This window comes from Nitrospira sp. M1 (assembly GCF_965152605.1).
Genome location: NZ_OZ224217.1, coordinates 1,846,227 through 1,863,951 on the forward strand (window position 1 = coordinate 1,846,227; position 17,725 = coordinate 1,863,951).

A 17,725-nucleotide genomic window follows, 5' to 3' on the forward strand; every position below is an offset into this window, starting at 1 on the left:
CGTAAACGTGCAACACATGTTTCCAAATTGACTCATTTCAACAGGATTCATCAACGGTTTTCAAGAATTCTCGAAGGCCTTTAAGAAATCGTCTCTTGGAATCCCTGCTTGCGTACAAATAGTCCTCAATGTCGAGCTTTTTATGTGAGAATGATTTGGCAACGTGAGAGGCGTTTGGGAGCCATCATTATTGGTTCGTACCAGGGCAATATGCTCTTGTTCCCGCACAAGACGAAATCCTAATCGTTCTAAAGCTTTTATCACTCTTCTTTTTTGAGCGTCTACAGGAAATTTAGCCATTAGATGGCCACACCTGTCTCCGCAACAAATACGTCAAGCACAGGAGGGTCTATCTCTAGGACGTCCATTCCAAAGGTGTCGATATGGAAGCGAATGGCAGATTTTACGTCTGCTAAGGCTTCTTCATAACTGTCTCCCTGACCAACTACCACTCCTTTAAGGCCAAGCGGATACGCCACATACCCATCAGGGTGTTTTTCCACTAAAATTTTGAATTGTTTCATGAGGATGTTCTCCTTGTCTCTGTACTTTACTCATGAAAACATGAATAAGACAGAGGATGTCTTTCTGCTTTTTCTATTCCCCATACCGTAGTCAACGACAGACCTTCAAGTAAGACTCAGTGTACACTGCATTCCGGTTTTGATAAATATGATAATAAAACAGGAGGTTTTTATGCTCGGCGCTGAATGTATTTGTCATTCGGCTTCAATCCCTACGTCATCGTGTTTTCGTTCATTGATCATTTTTCTATCCTTGTCGATTAGACCCAGCGTACAGGTGAATCAAGGGATTCTGACGTAGTTGCAGTTCGATTAAGAAGCGTGGAGATTTTCCCTTCTATGTCATTGGCTCGAATGAGTGACTCTCCGATTAACATAGCCTTGGCGCCGGCATCTTTGATTTTGATGACATGGTCACGTGTGTGAATGCCACTTTCACTGACAATCAGTTTGTCCACGGGAATACGCTTGGCTAGGCGTTCCGTCACGCCAAGGTCTGTCGAAAACGTCTTCAGATTACGGTTGTTGATCCCAATCAGTCTTGCCTCGGGTATGCGTTCAAGGACCGTATCCAGTTCGCGTTCATCATGTGTTTCGATGAGGACGTCTAAGTCCATTCCTTGAGCAATACTGTAGAGGTCTTGCAACTGAATGCGATCCAGGGCCGCAACGATAAGCAGCACGCAATCGGCACCATAGGCTCGAGCCTCATAGAATTGAATGTCCTCAAGCATGAACTCTTTGTTTAAGGTTGGGAGAGTCACCGCATCGTTGACGGACGCGAGATACTCTAAGGATCCCTGAAAATATTCTTGATCGGTGAGGACCGACAAGGCTGACGCTCCAGCTCTTTGGTACGTTTTGGCAATGTCAACGGGATCAAACCTGTGTTGAAACTCAGGACGCATCAGACCTTGGCTGGGTGAGGCCTTTTTGATTTCGGCAATCAACGCCGGAGCGTCATCTGTCATGCCAGCTTCAAGGGCATCGATGAACCCCATGGGCGTGGAACGATCGGCGATCCGTCCCTTGAGTTCAGTGATATAGCCACGACTCTGTTTGTGGCGCAACTCGGCTTTTTTATGGTCAAGAATTCGATCAAGGATCATGGCGCATGTTGTTGTGTGTACTGAATGAGTTTTTCTAACTTTTCATAGGCCGCTCCGCTTTCAAGTACGGTTGTCGCTTGTTGGAAGCCTTCGTTCAACGTTTTGGCTTTCCCGCAGGCGACAAATGCGGGGGCGGCATTGAGCAAGACAATGTCCCGTTTCGGCCCTTTTCGTCCGCGTAGGATTTGTTGAATAATGGTCGCATTGTCTTCTGGTGTGCCTCCAGCGAGTTCCTGGCTTTTCACGACGGAGAGGTCAAAATCTATTGGACTAATGGTGTAACTTGAGACTCGGCCGGCTTTCCCTTCCGAGATATAGGTTTGGTCGGTTAAGGTAATCTCATCCAGGCCATCGAGTCCATGTAAGACGAAGCAGTGCTGTGTGCCTAGCCGTATCAGGACTTGGGCAAGCTTTTCCGTCAAGGTCTTGTCGTAGACACCCAATATTTGAATAGAGGCATTTGCAGGATTGGATAAGGGGCCCAAGATATTCATGAGTGTGCGAATACCCAGTTCTGCTCGCGGCTTCGCACAGTGCTTCATCGCTCCGTGATACAGCGGGGCAAAGAGGAAGCCGATTCCGACATCGTTGATGCATTCACTCACGCGTTCGCTTGGAAGGTCAATGGCCACTCCCAAAGCCTGGAGCACGTCGGCGCTTCCTGATCGTGATGAGACCGAGCGATTCCCATGTTTGGCGACGGTCATCTCACCACCGGCAACCACAAATGCTGCAGCCGTCGAAATATTAAACGTGTGCGCACCATCGCCACCGGTTCCACAGGTATCAACAGTCATCGGGTCTGCGGTAGGCACTCGCGACGCCAGACTCCGCATGGCTTGCACGGACCCACTAATTTCCTCGACGGATTCCCCTTTGGTTCGCATGCCCATCAGGTAGGCCGCAATCTGTGCGTCCGACGCCTCTCCCTGCATAATCTGCAGCATCACCTCTGTGGATTCCTTTTCGGAAAGGTCTGTCCCTTCCGCCAGCTTGGCTATGGCATCTTTAATCATGGGCGTACTTTCGTGTTCACTTCAGAGGGTTTCGTGTTCCTATTTTTTTATGGGTACCGTCATACGAAGAAAATTCTGAAAAAGATCTTTGCCAGATGTCGTCAGAATGGATTCGGGGTGAAACTGTACCCCTTCGGCCTCCGTATCTTTATGGCGAATCCCCATGATTTCGCCTTCGACGGTCTCTGCAGAGACTTCGAAGCCGTCGGGCAATGTGTGACGATTCACAATTAATGAATGATAGCGTGTGGCTTCAAACGGATTGGGGAGTCCGTGAAACAGCGTTTTCCCATCATGATGAATCTTCGAAGTCTTACCATGCATTAATCGTTCGGCACGGATAATTTCACCACCAAATGCATAGGCCAGTGACTGGTGTCCAAGGCAGACACCAAGCAGGGGAAGTCGTCCTGCGAAATGTCGAACGACTTCAACCGAAATGCCGGCTTCGTTGGGTGTACATGGCCCGGGAGAAATCAACAGCCGTTCAGGGGCGAATCGTTCAATTTCTGGAATTGAAATCTTGTCGTTTCGATAGACGTGAACGTCCGCGCCCAACTCTCCAAGATATTGGACGACGTTATAGGTAAAAGAATCATAATTGTCGATGACAAGTAACATATGAATTCCGTGAATCGTCAGACGTGAAACGTGAAGCGTCGTGAAAGATGTCTCTGTATTTTCATATTTCCTTACGCCGTCCTCTTTACGTTCTTAATCGAGTCCTTGCTCCGCCATTTCGATCCCGCGCATCATTGCTCCGGCTTTATTGCATGTTTCTTCATACTCGCTGGCTGGGTCAGAGTCAGCCACAATGCCGGCGCCAGCTTGGATATATGCCTGTTGATCTTTAATGACTACCGTTCGAATGTTAATGCAGGTGTCCATATTCCCAGAGAATCCAAAATACCCGACGGCGCCGGCGTAGGGGCCACGTCGCGTAGGTTCTAATTCTTCAATGATTTGCATGGCTCTGATTTTTGGTGCGCCCGAAACGGTTCCTGCCGGGAAGCAGGCCTTCATGACATCGTATGCGGAATTGGATGGCGCCAGTTTTCCGGTGACCTGCGAAACAATATGCATCACATGGGAATAGCGTTCTACCGTTTTAAATGGGTCAACGACTATGGAGCCGGTCTGAGCAATCCGCCCCACATCGTTCCGCCCGAGGTCGACGAGCATAATATGTTCGGCAAGCTCTTTGGCATCGGCAAGCAGTTCGGCTGCAAGTGCCTGATCGTGTTCCTTGGTTGTCCCGCGACGTCGAGTTCCCGCAATGGGACGCACCACGACTTGCTCATCTTCACATCGGACTAGGACCTCAGGTGACGACCCAACGAGTTCAACCCCCGCAATGCGTAAATAAAACATATAGGGTGACGGATTAATCACGCGTAGGGCACGGTAAATTTCCAAGGGATTGGATTTGATGGTGGTCTGCCATCGTTGAGAAATAACTCCTTGCACAATATCTCCAGCTTGAATGTATTCTTTGGTCCGAATCACCATTTTTTCAAAATGCTCGCGACTCATATTGGACTGAAATCGCAAGGGAGTGCGTCGACCCTGCGGCTTGGAACGTGGCGCACGTTTCTTGAGCCGGTCGATCATGTGATCGATCCGATGTTTGGCCTCGATATAGGATTGTTTGAGTGCCGTTTTCGTGTGATTGGTAATGTGGGCGTTTGCAACGACTTTGATCGTGTGAGCAATATTATCAAAAATAACGAGGGTGTCGGTGAGTAAAAACGCCAGCTTTGGCAGGCGCGTGTCGTCCTTGGGGACTTCAGGAATTGGTTCAAAGGAACGCACCACATCATAGCCAAGGTATCCAACCGCGCCTCCAAGAAATCGAGGGAGGCCTGGGACGGCAACCGGTTGATAGGGGGCTAATAACCGTTCAATGTGCTCAAGCGGGTTGCTTCCGATTGGCAGGCGAGTGATGCGCTTTCCCTCCTTGATGATCATTTCGTCGTTGTGTTCCCACATGACAAGCTTCGCCTGATTGCCAAGGAATGAATAACGTGCCCAGTTTTCACCACCTTCGATACTTTCAAATAAATAGGCTGTGGAGCCAGTATTGATTTTAGAAAATGCTGAGACAGGAGTTTCGTAATCAGCGAAAATTTCACGATACAGCGGAATCAAGTTTCCTTGATTGGCGAGTTCGCAAAACTCTTCAAAACCTACTGAATAATAAGGTTTTTTCATCGATCAGACGGTAGCACACGATTTGATTTAAAATCAATGAATGAGAGTGTTGAGTAATGCTGATATCGAGCTGCAATATTCCTCGAGCATGTGTTGGATGCCAGAAGCCTCGGGTCGGTTCAAAAAAGTCCGTCCAGCAAGGCCACAGCCATTTTGACGCGCGGAGCGTACTGGTTATACGTGAGCACGGCAAAATGGCGAGAACGCCGCTGGCGGCTTTTTTCAACAGACCCATGAATAGACGTGTCGGCTGCAATGGTTGGACAGAAGAAAAGAGAAAGCCCCAGTGAGGTCAAGATGACCTTCAACAGGGGCTAGAAGATGTTCGTAGGCATCCAGGACGACGTAAGGGGCAGGACTATCCTTAGAGGGTTGGCCTTAGGGTCGGCTGACGATAAGTTTTTGTCCTGGGGTGATCAAGTTTCCTGGGAGGTTATTCCAGTCTTTGAGGTCGTTCACGCTGACCCCATGTTGGCGTGAAATACTAAATAAGGTTTCACCCTTCGCAACGGTATGTGATTGCGTTGTCCCATCCATCATGGAGGTGGCCATGGAGTCTTCGCTTAAATCGCCTCCAATATCGGCAAAGTCGGAATCTTTAAATTCAATATCTTCAAGGCCGAATTCTGAAATGGAAGGCTCGGAGAGTGTGAGATCGTCAGATTTGACGTCGTCAATTTTTCCATCCCGTAGTCGGGTTAACTCATCTTGCGTACTGGTAAACTGATCACGCGCGGCATCAAGTTCAGCTGTCAGGTCGCGGTTTTGTGATTCTAAGGACGTCAGTTCTCGTTGGACTTCTTGATATTTTTCGTTGACTTCACCGGTTCGTTTTTCTTCCTGAGCCAGGAGCCGTTGAAAATTGAGGGCTCGGGCTTTTTCCGCTTCATATTTTTCGCTGCTGACGCATCCACTCAACAGCCCGCCAAAGACCATCACGCTACCTATGATGTGCAGTGTCTGTTTCACGGTGCCAGACATGCGAGAGCGTAGTGTTTCACAGATCACAGGTGATATCATCATGCACATTCCTCCAATGTTGAAGCCATGGTCTTGAGTCCTGATTCAAAGACCTTAGTCATGTCCTGTCGTAGTGATAGTCGAAGCCTGAACGAAGGCACTCACATAAAAGAATAGTGTGGGTTGTAAGTAATGTCAAACATACACGACCTAAAAATGTTCGAGCAACAGGGCCTGAACGAAGACGTTTGACCCATAGAAATTTCCTATGCTAATTTTGCTTGTCACTACCGATCTTCATCTCGTACTTTCCTGTTGCGCCACAGCTCATGATGAATCCCTCTCCTACATCTCGGACACAGGTCGTTGACCATGTTTCGCTTCGATTAGCTCAACCGATTCCACTTAATCAGGAATGGATCGGGGATCGTGAATTGTTGCAACAACTCTTGGCCTGTTGGTTGGTCGTTGATCCACGCGACCTGCCGTTATCTCCACGCATTACCGGGCAGCCTGGCGTGGGGAAAACTACCCTGGCCATGTCCGCGGCTAAAGAAAAGAAACAGGAGCTGTATATTTTTCAATGTACGGCCGATACGAGGCCGGAAGATCTTCTGGTCTCTCCCGTGATTTCAGAAGGGGGCGCTATCGCTTATCAAGCCTCTCCCCTGGTTACGGCCATGCTGACCGGAAGTGTCTGTCTCTTAGATGAAGGCAACCGCATGAATGAAAAAAGTTGGGCGTCTCTCGCTCCGTTGCTTGATTATCGCCGGAGTGTGGAATCCATGATTGCGGGTATTCAAATTAAGGCGCATGACAATTTTCGATGTTGCATCACGATGAATGAAGATGCCTCCACCTATGAGATTCCAGATTATATCCTCTCGCGGTTGCAACCGACCTTAAAGGTGGAATTTCCGGCACGCGATCATGAACTCGCTATTTTGCAATACCATCTCCCGTTTGCTCCTGCTGAAATCCTGAGTCTCACCGTTGACTTTTTGCAAAAAGCCCATGAACTTGATTTAGAGTTTTCGGTTCGTGATGGGATTCATATGGTGCAATTTGCGTTGAAGCGATTAGCGCAAGATTCCTCGCACCCACTCGGGCAAGACGAGGCGTGGACCGAAGCGCTCACTAAAGTACTGGGGCAGGAAGCCTTAGACTTGGATTCGCTGGCCCGTCACCGAAGCCGCGCCATTGGCAATGAGCCGACGCCCAGGGGGTTAGGCGATTTTTTCTTTGATGAGGGTCATCCTCTCCATCCTGATTCGTAAGAAGAATCCGTCTTTCGTAAAGCGTCTCTCGTCGTTCGCAACTCGTTTCTAGTTTTTTGCTTCACGCTTCACGTTTTTTCTTAAACGAGCAACGAAGGACGAGCAACGAGCCACGTTTCAGCTTACTAGCTCGTATCTGCCTTCATGACACATTGATTATGCGTCTAGATACAGACAAGGTCGAAGCTGTCTTTCACTTATCGCCGCGCATTAGGCTGTTGCCGATTCGTCATGGTAGCGGTGATGTGGCTCAAGAAGTTCGGGAATACCTCCTGAGCAAACAGGTGGATTGTCTCGCCATTCCTCTCCCACCATCCGTAGAGGAGTCGGTGGAAACAGCCATTACACATCTGCCACACATCCAACTTGTCCTTCTTCCAGAGATCCAAGATCACGTGACGTATTCCTCTATCCCCATCGATCCGTGTCAAGCCGTGATCATGGGGATCCGTGTGGCGCTCAACGAAGGTATTCCCCGGGCCTATATTGACCGTGAGGTGTCAATCTATGAGCCCTCCGCGTATCTCACCGCTGATCCCTATGCGCTCAAACACGTTTCCTTGGCTTCGTATGGAGCGGCTATGCTGCCCTCCCTTCCCGTGCCTGTGGTGGGGAGTCAACCTTGGCAACGTATTGCGTGGATGGCATTTCGCCTCCATGAGTTAGAATTGTATTATGAATCGGTTCTGTGCCTCTGTTCGTTGGATGATTGGCCCTGGATCCGAACCGCCTACCAAAATCGTGCAGCCTATGAAACGCCTGACACACTGCACGGAAGACCGGAGTCCTGTTCGGTGCAGGCTGAGTCGCTCTATTTTGTATTGGGCGAACTACCGTTTGTCACGGAGTTGTATGAAACGCGTCGGCAGGAAGCCAGGTCTGACATGCATCTGTCAATCGATGGCATCAAAGAGCTGCTGTTGGAAACACGGTCCCATTGGCTCAGTACCTGGCATGCCAACAGTACGCAAGAGTCGAATTGGGTCACGCCGCAGTTATTGCAGATGTATCTACAATACGTCAGAAATCTCTCTCTCTTGCATCGTCGCTTGACTCCTGACCTGTACACCTTAGTCCTGGCAGCCAAGCAATTGGCTGGTGATGAGTTTGCTCTCACGCTTTTGGATACTGCTAAGCAGTATCGATTTCAAGAAGGTGTCGCGCCTTCGTGGAGCCAGTCGTTGGTTTCTGCAGGACTCGGAGAAGTGCAGTTTCCAGATGGAACGGTGGCGAAGGTGAAAAACCGTTTAGCCGGGGAACTACTCGAATGGAAATCCCTGTCGTTGCGACCGGCACCGCCCAAACAGAAGAAACGCAATTGGGCCTTTCAATGGAATCCGTTTGGTCAATGTTCCTGGCCACCGGAAGACGATAAAATTGAATCGTTTTCCGCGCATGTGCGTCAGCAAGCCAAATCTCTTTTGGGGGCCGAGTTGGCGAAAGCGGAAAAGTTCACGACGTCGCTGCGCGACGGCATTGATGTGCGTGAAACACTACGACATTCCATGACCTCGACATCACGGAATCTCGAAATTTATGTGAAAGATATTCCGCCCTCCCGTGGGACACTTGAAGTGATCGTGTTTCTCTTTGAAATTCCGGCTGATACTGAAAAGTTTACCTGGCAGGCGACGTGGTACGCGGAACATGCAGAAGAATCGACGCTGTGCTTTTTTGCAACACCATTCTTAGACAATATGGTTGGCCCAGGAATCGGGCAGTCCCAATATGGTGGGACCATGTTTTTATTTCCTCCCAGGCCGATCCCAGATATTTGGACGGACCGGCAACTCGACTTTACGCGAACGTTGGAAGAACGACTGCTTGCCGGAGCCTGTCGTCATTCGCAAGAGCCCTATGTCGCAGTTGTTTCGCCAGTTCCGCCGAAAGCTAGATGGCGTCACATCGCAAGGAAATTTGGACGAAAATTGATACCCATTCCTTTAAGCCGCTTTTCAGGTCAGACGGTCAATCGGTTACGTCGATTTCATGTCCTGAACGGCCATGATATTCGTAGTTACGCCTCTCAATTTATCCGCGAGTAATTATCCCAAGCAGAGGAGTTGCTGGGCTTTCTTGACGTAATATACTATTCTGAAATCTTCTGACCTTCGATCTTTCACGATCCTCCCATTTATAAGGAGAGGGGTAGGGGAGATACATGAACATTCTTTGTTAGAACGTATCTGTTCGAACTTCACTACATCAATGAGAACACTGTGACGCTCTCAAACAGTCCCAAAGAGGTTCCCCCACACGTCCTTTCTCGACTGCATGAACTTCGTGAAGAGATTCAACATCACGATCGTTTGTATTATCTGAAAGACCAACCGGAGGTTTCTGATTCAGTTTACGATCAGCTCTTCAGAGAACTGCACGATCTTGAATCGCAGTTTCCTGACCTGGTCACCCCTGATTCCCCGACTCAACGAGTCGGAGGCGCACCTCTTGATAAGTTCCAGAAAGTTCAACATGAATATCCCATGCTCAGCCTTGACTCCCATGTGAAGGTTGAGGATGTTCGAACGTTTGATCAACGGGTTCGTCGTGAACTGGATGTCGATACCATCGACTATACTGTCGAGCCTAAATATGATGGTCTTTCGGTCGAGCTGGTGTATGACTCTGGAACCTTTATTCGCGGTTCGACACGTGGTGATGGACGGATCGGAGAAAATATTACGGTAAATTTGCGAACGATTCGTTCACTTCCCCTGCAATTACTCAATGCGACAACTGTTCCGCAACGACTGGTGATTCGCAGTGAAGTGTATATCCCGCTCACGGACTTTCATCTACTCAACCAACGTCTGACAGAAGCGGGTGAAGAACCGTTTGCCAATCCGCGAAATGCTGCCGCAGGTTCACTGCGACAGTTAGATTCTCGGCTTACGGCCAGTCGGCCACTCACTCTCACGTGTTACGACCTGAAACTGGGAGGTGGTGAACGTCCGTCCACGCATTGGGACGCTGTCTCAATGATCGGGGAGTGGGGTTTGCCTATTCCCGCCCATCGACAGCGGTGTCGTTCCATTGATGATGTCATTGCCTTTCATACGGACATGGAATCCCAACGGGATCAGTTACCGTTTGAAATCGATGGGATTGTCGTGAAAGTCGATCGCTATGACTGGCAACAGGCGCTTGGAGAAAAATCACGAAGTCCGCGTTGGGCGGTGGCCTTTAAATTTCCTCCACGGAAGGAAATCACAAAAGTCCATCAAATCATGGTTTCGGTTGGACGAACGGGAGCCCTCACGCCGATTGCCATGTTGAACCCTATTGACATTGGCGGTGTCACAGTCAGTCGAGCGTCACTTCATAATATTGATGAAGTCGCGCGTAAAGACATTCGCCCCGGCGACACCGTCAAGGTTGAACGGGCAGGGGATGTGATTCCCGATGTGGTCGCACGAGTCGACGTTCCTGGGGAAATTCGTTCAGCCCCCTTTAATCCTCCAGCAACCTGTCCTGTGTGCGGTTCCCACACGATTCAAGAAGGCCCCATTCTCTATTGCACTGGGCAAACCGTTTGCCCGGCGCAATTAAAAGGCTCACTCGAACTGTATGTGTCTAAGGGAGCTCTCAACATCGACGGACTCGGAAAAAAGACGGTGGCGCAGTTAGTCGATGAAGGTGTTGTTCAAGACCTATCGGATTTTTACACATTGACCAAAGACCAACTCTTATCGTTAGAAGGGTTTGCCGAGAAGTCCGCCTCACAATTATTGGAAGGCATCGAACAGAGCAAACAGGCGCCTTTGCCACGATTCATCTTTGGTCTGGGTATTCGGAATGTTGGCGCTCACATTGCCCAAGTGTTAGCCAAGCATTTTGGAGCGTTGGAAAAGCTACGAGAGGCAAAAAAAGAAGACCTTGAACAGATACATGAAATTGGTCCAGAGATTGCGTCGAGTGTGGAAAGTTTCTTTCAGGAATCCCGAAATCTCATCGTATTGGAGCGGATGAAAGACTTAGGCGTTACCGTTGAAGTTCTGGAGACCTCTCCTCTCGCAAGCAATCAACCCCTTGCAGGAAAAGTCTTTGTGCTGACTGGAACGCTTCAGGGTTTCTCTCGACAACAAGCCAAGCAGGAAATCGAATCGCTTGGTGGACGCGTCACGGGGAGTGTGAGTAAGCTTACTGATTATCTTGTGGCAGGAACGGAGCCAGGCTCGAAACTCGACAAGGCTCAAGCCCTACGCGTGACGGTGTTGGAGGAGTCTGATTTTGTGAAACTCCTTGGCAGTCAGTCGTAACCACACGTTTTTTGTCTATGTATTGCCTGCATATGCAAGGAGAGCAATTGGCTTTGATTGATCAAGCTGATCCAGCGATTACACCGATTGTCATCGATTTTGTGTCCGGGAAGACGGCCTATCGTCGAAAGTATGGACATGCCGGCGGGGAAGCGATTAGTCGAGCTGTAGGGCTGAAGAAGGGGCATCGACCAAATATTGTGGATGCCACAGCGGGATTAGGCCGTGACGCCTTTGTGTTGGCAACGCTGGGTTGTCAGGTGCATATGATCGAACGGTCCAAGGTCGTTGCCGGATGGCTTGACGATGCGTTGCGTCGTGCGATGCATGATGAAAAGATTGGCACATTGATCACAGAGAAACTTTCACTCACGTGCGGGGATAGTCGGACAGCCCTGTTGCATGTCCCGTTTGACCCCGAAGTCATTTATCTCGACCCGATGTTTCCGCAGAGAGAAAAATCAGCACTCGTAAAAAAAGACATGAGAATGCTCCAAGAAATCGCGGGACCGGATGAAGATGCCGATGAGTTATTGAGCATGGCCTTATCAGTTGCCCTACAACGAGTAGTCGTTAAACGTCCCGCCTACGCCGGTTTTCTAGCAAAGATGACACCGCATACGTCAATTAAAACCAGGAAACACCGCTTTGATATCTACCTGGTTAAGAAGTAGCAATCTAAGCCTCTCTTGTAAGGTTTTGTCTTTTTCGTAGTTTGGGTTCCAATATTTTCCATTTTTATAACATTCATTGCTATTTCTCAAAATCGGTTGAGCCCATGGGTAGGATATTTGACCAATCACCATAGGAAAATACTTCGTGACTTAAGTAGAAATAGTGGGAGAATTAATAAGTTAAGTAATGTGAGTAGCAAATATCTGTGTTCACAACCCTGCGAAAACATTCTCTTCGCGTATTCAATTTTTTTAAAAAATCCCTGATTGCGACTCGTGAAATTTCATTCTGCTCTTTTGGTTAATGTCTAACCAACAGTAGAACCTTCTTGTCATCCCCCATGTTATCCATCGGAGACGGTACTTTCTCTTTCTCCTATCTTGAAGTTTTTCACTGAAGCATCATTGGTATCACGTAGCTGTCACAGCGGAGTGAGGCAGCGCCACCTCAACCAAGGAGACTAACACATGATTTCAAGACGCGATTTCCCACATGTATTGGCGAGAACTTCATTGATGAACTTTGGGGGCGCCAATTTTGATGACGGAGACTTCAAGTCGTCATATGCCGTCACGTGTCCAAGCAGGCACTTGCCCTGCACAGGACCCTCACGACCATTTGACAAATATCATGTTCGCGAAAAATTTGATCGTTGGTGTCCTTGGCATCATGTTGGTCTTGCTTCAATCTCAAGCCTCGTTCGCGGCTCCAGGAGCACCCAATTGGTTAAGTCATGTGAGCGCTGATCAAACAATTCACGTGAATAACCGTCATCCCAACGCGAACAATAAGAATTCGGGGTTAAAGAATACTTCGCCGTTACTGACGATTTCCAGAGCCGTGCGATTAGCGATGCTCAATCGTCATAAAGGAGTCAGTACGGTAGTTCTCATTTACCCAGGTATCTATCGTGAAACAGTTGAAATTGGGCTCCCTCAACAGAAAAGTGGACCACCAATTATTATGCGTGCACTGAAAACGCAACGCATAAGGTGATCATCTCAGGGTCTGATATTTGGCGCAACTGGAAGAAGACGTCCAACAATATTTATACACATTCGTGGCCATATACGTGGGGGCTGCAACCGTTGCCAAGCATATGGCATGAGCGACTTCCTATTAACCCGATCATTCAACGAAAAGAAATGATTCTTATTAATGGGAAACGTTTAGAACAAGTTCTCACGTTGTCAGATTTGCGCCCCAATAGGTTTTATGTCTCAGAGAAGACGAAAACTGTATATATATCACCCCGCAGGGAACGATCATGGGTAAATCGATTATCGAAGTCGCCACGCGGGCGCAACTAGTCAGAGTGTCTCGACTTAAGAATTTTGTAATACAAGGGTTGCAATTTCAACATAGTGCTTCCGCAATTGCTCAACATGGAGCCGTGCACATTTCTGGTTCCCAAAATATTCTCATTGAAGATAATCGCTTCGTGTTGAATAATTGGGCAGGATTAGGATTCTCTCGAGTTCGGAATGTCACCACGCGTCGAAATATCATGCACCATAATGGTGGTATTGGGTGGAAGGGCATATGGATAAAATCCTTATTGTCCGAACATGACTCGATTAGGTTTAATAATTGGCGAGGAGTGAAAGGCAATTTTCTTCGATGGGATGCAGGAGGAATTAAACACTTGCATATACACGAGGCCACCTACAATAACATTATCGCATCAAACAATATGACGCGTGGGTTGTGGCTCGATACAGACAATAGTGACATTATCATTAATAGGGCTTGTCTATGTGCGAATTTAACGGATGGACTCAAAATTGAAGCAAGTCCAGGCCCCATAAGAATTGAAAATAGTAGGATGTGTAACAATAAACGACATGGGTTTCAGGTCAATACTGGGCGACGCATTATGTTACGAAATAATGTGTTTGCGAATAATAAAGAGTATCCGATACAGATTACTGGATCAAAAGTCCGAAGCATGATCAACTGGGAATCAAGGCAAAAACTTGATGTACGTACTCAAGATTGGACGATGATCGGAAATGTTATGTTCAGTCACAACAAATCACTCTTCACTCTTCCCAATTGGTCCCATTTTTTCGACACTCTCTATTCTAATGATAATGTTTGGCATGCGCGAACGACGAATAAAATATTTGGGCTAGGAAGGGAGGGCAATTTTATTCATTTGACCCTCAAGGAATGGATGCAGCAAATGCAACATGACAAGAATTCCCATAAAACTCTACCTAAACGGTTTAGTCAGCCAACATGTCTCTGACCGGAACATTGAAAAGTGAATGTTAGTTTTTGGTCAACCGGTTAATTCATTGAAGATTAGGAATCAGGCCCTTACTTCAAAGTAAGGGGGTGCTCTGTACCATAGAATAAAAAACTAAGAGTGAGTGAATTTAAAGTCATGAAGAAGGTCGTTTTTCTGTGCTGAAGTCGACCGTGAGCCCTGCCATGAGGAGAAAATGAAGAACCAGGAGGGATAGACTCATGGTGGTCAGGGAAGGACTGAGGCAAGAGTTTGTCGGAGCTAGTTGGTCATACAAATCGATGCATGTACGAGTTGATGGAATGAAGATATCCAGTCTTGCGAGGTGGGCTCGATGAAGCGGGCTTTGATTGTCATGGGCCTATTGCTTGCCGGTATTCTGGCCTATTGCTCTCTTACGTCGTACACCTGGCATCAGAAGATGACCATCGAAGTGGAGGTCGATGGCCAGCTGTACACGGGGTCAAGTGTGGGGTCGGTCGGGGTGATGCGAAGTGATCCCATTACTAGCCAATTGGGGTCGCCTCTTCAAAAAGGCAGCCGCGGGGAGGCGGCGTATGTGGCCTTACCGGGCGCGCTATCTGTTTGCCTTATTGAATGGTGGGAAACATGGGAGTGATCTCGGCAATATTGGGATTAATGTGTTTCGTGACCTGTTGCCAAAGGGAAGTCCAGAACTTTTTGCCGCCTTATCCAGCTTACGACTGAAGCGAGAGGTGCTTCCGGAATATTACCCCCTACTCGTTACCTTCACGGATATTCATGATCCAACGACAGTGAAGAAAGTGGAGTCGGATGATTTGACCGCAATGTTTGGCCCGGGTGTCACACTCAAACGCATTACGCTGGAAATTACCGATGAGCCGGTGACGGAGGGGGAGATTGAACAGGTGTTGGGGTGGTAGTGCACTTTACGGAAAAAAAGAGCACGGCTGAATGGGAGCACTAGTGTTGCAATTATGGATAATGAGCTTTCAAATAATTTAGGTACAGGTTCTTTTAGGATAGGAGACTGCACATGACCAAAGATTTATTTCTCGCTATTTTATCAATGGATTCTTATAACCGTGGTTACAATGCTGGCATAGAAGGCCTGAGCGACGAAATTGGAACACAAATTGGCACAGCGACAATTTCAGGGCGATCGAACTCGAATGTAAATAGCTCTGAAGTGAACGCCGGCTTCTACGCCGTGGCGTATGAGTGGACTAATCCGGAGACTGGCCTGTCGGAGACCATTATTTCCTATCGCGGCACGGATAACTTGTTACTTCCAGAGTGGGTCCAAGATTGGTATAGCGATTCTGATGATGGAGGATCGGATCTTTGGAATGGATATAGCACGGGAGTAGGGGATTCAAGTACGGAACAGGCGAAACTTGCAGCCGAGTTCTATCAGGCCGTGACGGAAACCCAGGACAGTGATCCACTGACTGGATCCGCCACCTTAACCGGTCATTCGCTAGGTGGTGGGCGCGGTTACGATTGTTACGATTAAGGGGTCAGACATGATAATTGATATTTGTGCATATTGTGCGAAGTGATAACGAGACGTGAGGCGGCGAGGTGTTGCTGATTGGGTGTGGTGGATTTTCACAATGAGGGAGGCATGTTAGGCTCTTAGAAAGCAAGTGAAGTCGATGGACTTGCCGTGGAATGGTAATTGCGAAGGATGTCGGTTTGTACTGATTCCTTGCAGTTTATACGACTGCTGATGGTTTCGTGCCGTTGGGGGCGTTTCTTTTTCTGGGCCTCCCCTTCAAATGAGGAATGGTGTAAGGGCTTCAAGATCCTGGATGATGCTCGGAGGCGCGACGGATGGTCCGTCACGCTCGTTCATTGATCATTGAACCTTTCACTTTCTTTTACGAGGAGAACCCCATGAGCATTGCAACCCAACAACATGAACCGCAGGTCGAACCCCAGATGACAGAGAGCCCGACAAACATGAACGACTCCACAGATAAGATGATGAAGTCCAATACCTCGACGAAGGCTCAGCCGACATCCAGTGATGTGCAGGCCCGCGTGAATAAGACGGCTCTGGCCTTCGGCGAGATCGTGGCGCTGTTGAGTCGGTCACCTCTTTATAAGCATATGAGCTTGGCGGATCTGGAATGGTTGGTCATTCCCGCGTTAATGACTAATCAGGTGACGAGTGTACGCGGGAAACTCAAAGATCAAGATGGCTTGACGATTCCTTTAGGCCTCGCCATGTGGGCATATGTCTCGGAAGAGGTAGATAAGAAACTTGAAGCACAAAAGCAAGCCGGCATACCCTTTCGTCTTGCACCGCAAGACTGGAAAAGCGGGGATATCCCTTGGCTCTTAGCCGTCGTCGCTCCGAAAGAAGCGAGCCAGGCGTTGGTGAAGAAGTTGGAGGAGACGGTGTTTCAAGGCAAGACACTGAGAAAATATTTCCGGGAACTTCCCACAGCACCTCCCAAAACAGAAGCGACGGAAGCTGAATCGGCGAAAGCCTAACTGTAGAGATCACATGCAGGGTTGACGAAGGGGCGATGTTCTTTGCCCCTTCGTTAAGCTTCGAGCTGAGGACACACGAAAAACAGGGATGAATAAATTGGGACGATCGTGTGTAAGGGTAACGCTGAACAACCAGGGTTGATGGACTCATGGAGGCGCAAAGTGTGATCAAGGAAGCCAGGGTGAAGAGTATTTAGGAACTAGTTGGTCATATAAATCAATGCGTTTACGAGTTGCTGGAATGAAGCTGACCCGTTTTGCGAGGAGGGCACGATGAAGTGGGGGCTAATTGTTGTAGGAGTCATGCTGGTGGCGATGTTGGCTTATTGTAAGGATTTTTTGATTCCGTACACCTGGCATCAGAAGATGACGTTAGAAGTGGAAGTCGATGGTCAGATCTATACCGGCTCGAGTGTGGTGAAGGTGAGTGTCGGTCAAAGTGATCCGATTACGCAGGGCTTAGGGTATCCCTTGCAGTTTGGGGCGCGAGGGGAAGCGGCATTTGTGGAGCTGCCAGGAAACCGCTACCTGTTTGCGTTGCTGTCAGGTGGACCTCCCGATAGTGGTCCGAAAACAAATGCGGTCAACATCTTCGCTGAGCATCTGCCACAACGAGGGATCGAGCGTTTTGCGGTCTTGTCGAAGTCGAGATTGAAGCAAGATATTCCACTCTCCCATTACCCACTACTCGTGACCTTCATGGGCATCACTGATCCCAAGACGGTGCAGAAAGTGGAGCCGGAGAATCTTGCGGCCACGTTTGGACCTAGGGTGTCGCTCAAACGCATTACGCTGGAAATCACGGATGAGCCGGTGACGGAGGGGAAGATTGAAAGCGTGTTGGAGTGGTTAAAAACTGTTGGAGATGGAATGCTTGATGGGCAAAGAATTAGTTCTATTTACGCAAAAAACAGACTTGCAAACAGTTTATCAAGACTCGATTTTAAAAGGAGATAATT

The 17,725-nt window shown here is 48.4% G+C and carries 18 protein-coding genes; 11 read left to right on the top strand and 7 right to left on the bottom strand.

Annotation, left to right across the window (positions count from 1 at the left end; genetic code table 11):
• Nucleotides 1-60 precede the first annotated feature (60 nt).
• From ACWHX8_RS08480 to ACWHX8_RS08510, 7 genes are all read right to left on the bottom strand, one after another.
• A complete protein-coding gene (locus ACWHX8_RS08480) occupies nucleotides 61-300 on the bottom strand; it encodes a type II toxin-antitoxin system HicA family toxin (protein ID WP_447971518.1) in 240 nt (79 codons plus the stop codon).
• Entirely contained in the window at nucleotides 300-524 is a 225-nt protein-coding gene (locus tag ACWHX8_RS08485) for a type II toxin-antitoxin system HicB family antitoxin (protein WP_447971519.1), read from the bottom strand. The genes ACWHX8_RS08480 and ACWHX8_RS08485 overlap by 1 nt, the downstream gene beginning before the upstream one ends.
• 260 nt (nucleotides 525-784) lie before the next feature.
• Entirely contained in the window at nucleotides 785-1,633 is an 849-nt protein-coding gene (trpC, locus tag ACWHX8_RS08490; protein WP_447971520.1) for an indole-3-glycerol phosphate synthase TrpC, read from the bottom strand.
• Nucleotides 1,630-2,649, bottom strand: coding sequence for an anthranilate phosphoribosyltransferase (gene trpD / locus ACWHX8_RS08495; RefSeq protein WP_447971521.1), 1,020 nt, complete (start codon nucleotides 2,647-2,649; stop codon nucleotides 1,630-1,632). Before trpD ends, trpC begins: the two co-directional genes overlap by 4 nt.
• Before the next feature lie 39 nt (nucleotides 2,650-2,688).
• Entirely contained in the window at nucleotides 2,689-3,270 is a 582-nt protein-coding gene (locus tag ACWHX8_RS08500) for an anthranilate synthase component II (protein WP_447971522.1), read from the bottom strand.
• 93 nt (nucleotides 3,271-3,363) lie between these two features.
• Nucleotides 3,364-4,860, bottom strand: a complete 1,497-nt coding sequence (trpE, locus tag ACWHX8_RS08505; RefSeq protein ID WP_447971523.1) for an anthranilate synthase component I — start codon at nucleotides 4,858-4,860, stop codon at nucleotides 3,364-3,366.
• 378 nt (nucleotides 4,861-5,238) lie between these two features.
• Nucleotides 5,239-5,883 carry a LysM peptidoglycan-binding domain-containing protein gene (locus tag ACWHX8_RS08510; protein ID WP_447971524.1) on the bottom strand — a complete coding sequence of 215 codons (645 nt, stop codon included), beginning with the start codon at nucleotides 5,881-5,883 and terminating at the stop codon, nucleotides 5,239-5,241.
• Nucleotides 5,884-6,152: 269 nt separating this feature from the next.
• On the opposite strand from ACWHX8_RS08510, the gene ACWHX8_RS08515 reads away from it, so the two are divergent.
• The 11 genes from ACWHX8_RS08515 to ACWHX8_RS08565 all read left to right on the top strand — a co-directional run bounded on the left by ACWHX8_RS08515 (nucleotide 6,153) and on the right by ACWHX8_RS08565 (nucleotide 17,723).
• A complete protein-coding gene (locus tag ACWHX8_RS08515) occupies nucleotides 6,153-7,097 on the top strand; it encodes an AAA family ATPase (protein WP_447971891.1) in 945 nt (314 codons plus the stop codon).
• A gap of 158 nt (nucleotides 7,098-7,255) precedes the next feature.
• Nucleotides 7,256-9,142, top strand: a complete 1,887-nt coding sequence (locus tag ACWHX8_RS08520) for a hypothetical protein (RefSeq protein ID WP_447971525.1) — start codon at nucleotides 7,256-7,258, stop codon at nucleotides 9,140-9,142.
• A 174-nt stretch (nucleotides 9,143-9,316) separates the two neighbouring features.
• Complete coding sequence (ligA, locus tag ACWHX8_RS08525) at nucleotides 9,317-11,356, top strand: NAD-dependent DNA ligase LigA (protein ID WP_447971526.1); 2,040 nt, start codon at nucleotides 9,317-9,319, stop codon at nucleotides 11,354-11,356.
• A 17-nt stretch (nucleotides 11,357-11,373) separates the two neighbouring features.
• Nucleotides 11,374-12,030, top strand: coding sequence for a class I SAM-dependent methyltransferase (locus ACWHX8_RS08530; RefSeq protein ID WP_447971527.1), 657 nt, complete (start codon nucleotides 11,374-11,376; stop codon nucleotides 12,028-12,030).
• A gap of 631 nt (nucleotides 12,031-12,661) precedes the next feature.
• Entirely contained in the window at nucleotides 12,662-13,027 is a 366-nt protein-coding gene (locus ACWHX8_RS08535; RefSeq protein WP_447971528.1) for a hypothetical protein, read from the top strand.
• Between the two features lie 271 nt (nucleotides 13,028-13,298).
• Nucleotides 13,299-14,282, top strand: a complete 984-nt coding sequence (locus ACWHX8_RS08540) for a right-handed parallel beta-helix repeat-containing protein (protein WP_447971529.1) — start codon at nucleotides 13,299-13,301, stop codon at nucleotides 14,280-14,282.
• A 334-nt stretch (nucleotides 14,283-14,616) separates the two neighbouring features.
• A complete protein-coding gene (locus ACWHX8_RS08545; protein ID WP_447971530.1) occupies nucleotides 14,617-14,901 on the top strand; it encodes a hypothetical protein in 285 nt (94 codons plus the stop codon).
• Complete coding sequence (locus ACWHX8_RS08550) at nucleotides 14,840-15,187, top strand: hypothetical protein (protein WP_447971531.1); 348 nt, start codon at nucleotides 14,840-14,842, stop codon at nucleotides 15,185-15,187. Before ACWHX8_RS08545 ends, ACWHX8_RS08550 begins: the two co-directional genes overlap by 62 nt.
• Nucleotides 15,188-15,300: 113 nt before the next feature.
• Entirely contained in the window at nucleotides 15,301-15,780 is a 480-nt protein-coding gene (locus tag ACWHX8_RS08555; protein ID WP_447971532.1) for a hypothetical protein, read from the top strand.
• Nucleotides 15,781-16,163: 383 nt separating this feature from the next.
• Nucleotides 16,164-16,766: a toxin-activating lysine-acyltransferase gene (locus tag ACWHX8_RS08560; RefSeq protein WP_447971533.1), complete on the top strand. Its 603-nt coding sequence runs from the start codon at nucleotides 16,164-16,166 to the stop codon at nucleotides 16,764-16,766.
• Between the two features lie 273 nt (nucleotides 16,767-17,039).
• Nucleotides 17,040-17,723: a hypothetical protein gene (locus ACWHX8_RS08565; RefSeq protein ID WP_447971534.1), complete on the top strand. Its 684-nt coding sequence runs from the start codon at nucleotides 17,040-17,042 to the stop codon at nucleotides 17,721-17,723.
• The last annotated feature ends 2 nt before the right edge of the window (nucleotides 17,724-17,725 follow it).

Coding starts and splice junctions, on each gene's coding strand:
- ACWHX8_RS08540 (WP_447971529.1), top strand. CDS start 13,299: ATGGGTAAATCGATTATCGAAGTCGCCACGCGGGCGCAACTAGTCAGA.
- ACWHX8_RS08485 (WP_447971519.1), bottom strand. CDS start 524: ATGAAACAATTCAAAATTTTAGTGGAAAAACACCCTGATGGGTATGTG.
- ACWHX8_RS08560 (WP_447971533.1), top strand. CDS start 16,164: ATGAGCATTGCAACCCAACAACATGAACCGCAGGTCGAACCCCAGATG.
- trpD (WP_447971521.1), bottom strand. CDS start 2,649: ATGATTAAAGATGCCATAGCCAAGCTGGCGGAAGGGACAGACCTTTCC.
- ACWHX8_RS08565 (WP_447971534.1), top strand. CDS start 17,040: ATGAAGTGGGGGCTAATTGTTGTAGGAGTCATGCTGGTGGCGATGTTG.
- ACWHX8_RS08510 (WP_447971524.1), bottom strand. CDS start 5,883: ATGATGATATCACCTGTGATCTGTGAAACACTACGCTCTCGCATGTCT.
- ACWHX8_RS08545 (WP_447971530.1), top strand. CDS start 14,617: ATGAAGCGGGCTTTGATTGTCATGGGCCTATTGCTTGCCGGTATTCTG.
- ACWHX8_RS08520 (WP_447971525.1), top strand. CDS start 7,256: ATGCGTCTAGATACAGACAAGGTCGAAGCTGTCTTTCACTTATCGCCG.
- ACWHX8_RS08550 (WP_447971531.1), top strand. CDS start 14,840: ATGTGGCCTTACCGGGCGCGCTATCTGTTTGCCTTATTGAATGGTGGG.
- ACWHX8_RS08555 (WP_447971532.1), top strand. CDS start 15,301: ATGACCAAAGATTTATTTCTCGCTATTTTATCAATGGATTCTTATAAC.
- ACWHX8_RS08515 (WP_447971891.1), top strand. CDS start 6,153: ATGAATCCCTCTCCTACATCTCGGACACAGGTCGTTGACCATGTTTCG.
- ACWHX8_RS08535 (WP_447971528.1), top strand. CDS start 12,662: ATGTTCGCGAAAAATTTGATCGTTGGTGTCCTTGGCATCATGTTGGTC.
- trpE (WP_447971523.1), bottom strand. CDS start 4,860: ATGAAAAAACCTTATTATTCAGTAGGTTTTGAAGAGTTTTGCGAACTC.
- trpC (WP_447971520.1), bottom strand. CDS start 1,633: ATGATCCTTGATCGAATTCTTGACCATAAAAAAGCCGAGTTGCGCCAC.
- ACWHX8_RS08480 (WP_447971518.1), bottom strand. CDS start 300: ATGGCTAAATTTCCTGTAGACGCTCAAAAAAGAAGAGTGATAAAAGCT.
- ACWHX8_RS08500 (WP_447971522.1), bottom strand. CDS start 3,270: ATGTTACTTGTCATCGACAATTATGATTCTTTTACCTATAACGTCGTC.
- ACWHX8_RS08530 (WP_447971527.1), top strand. CDS start 11,374: ATGTATTGCCTGCATATGCAAGGAGAGCAATTGGCTTTGATTGATCAA.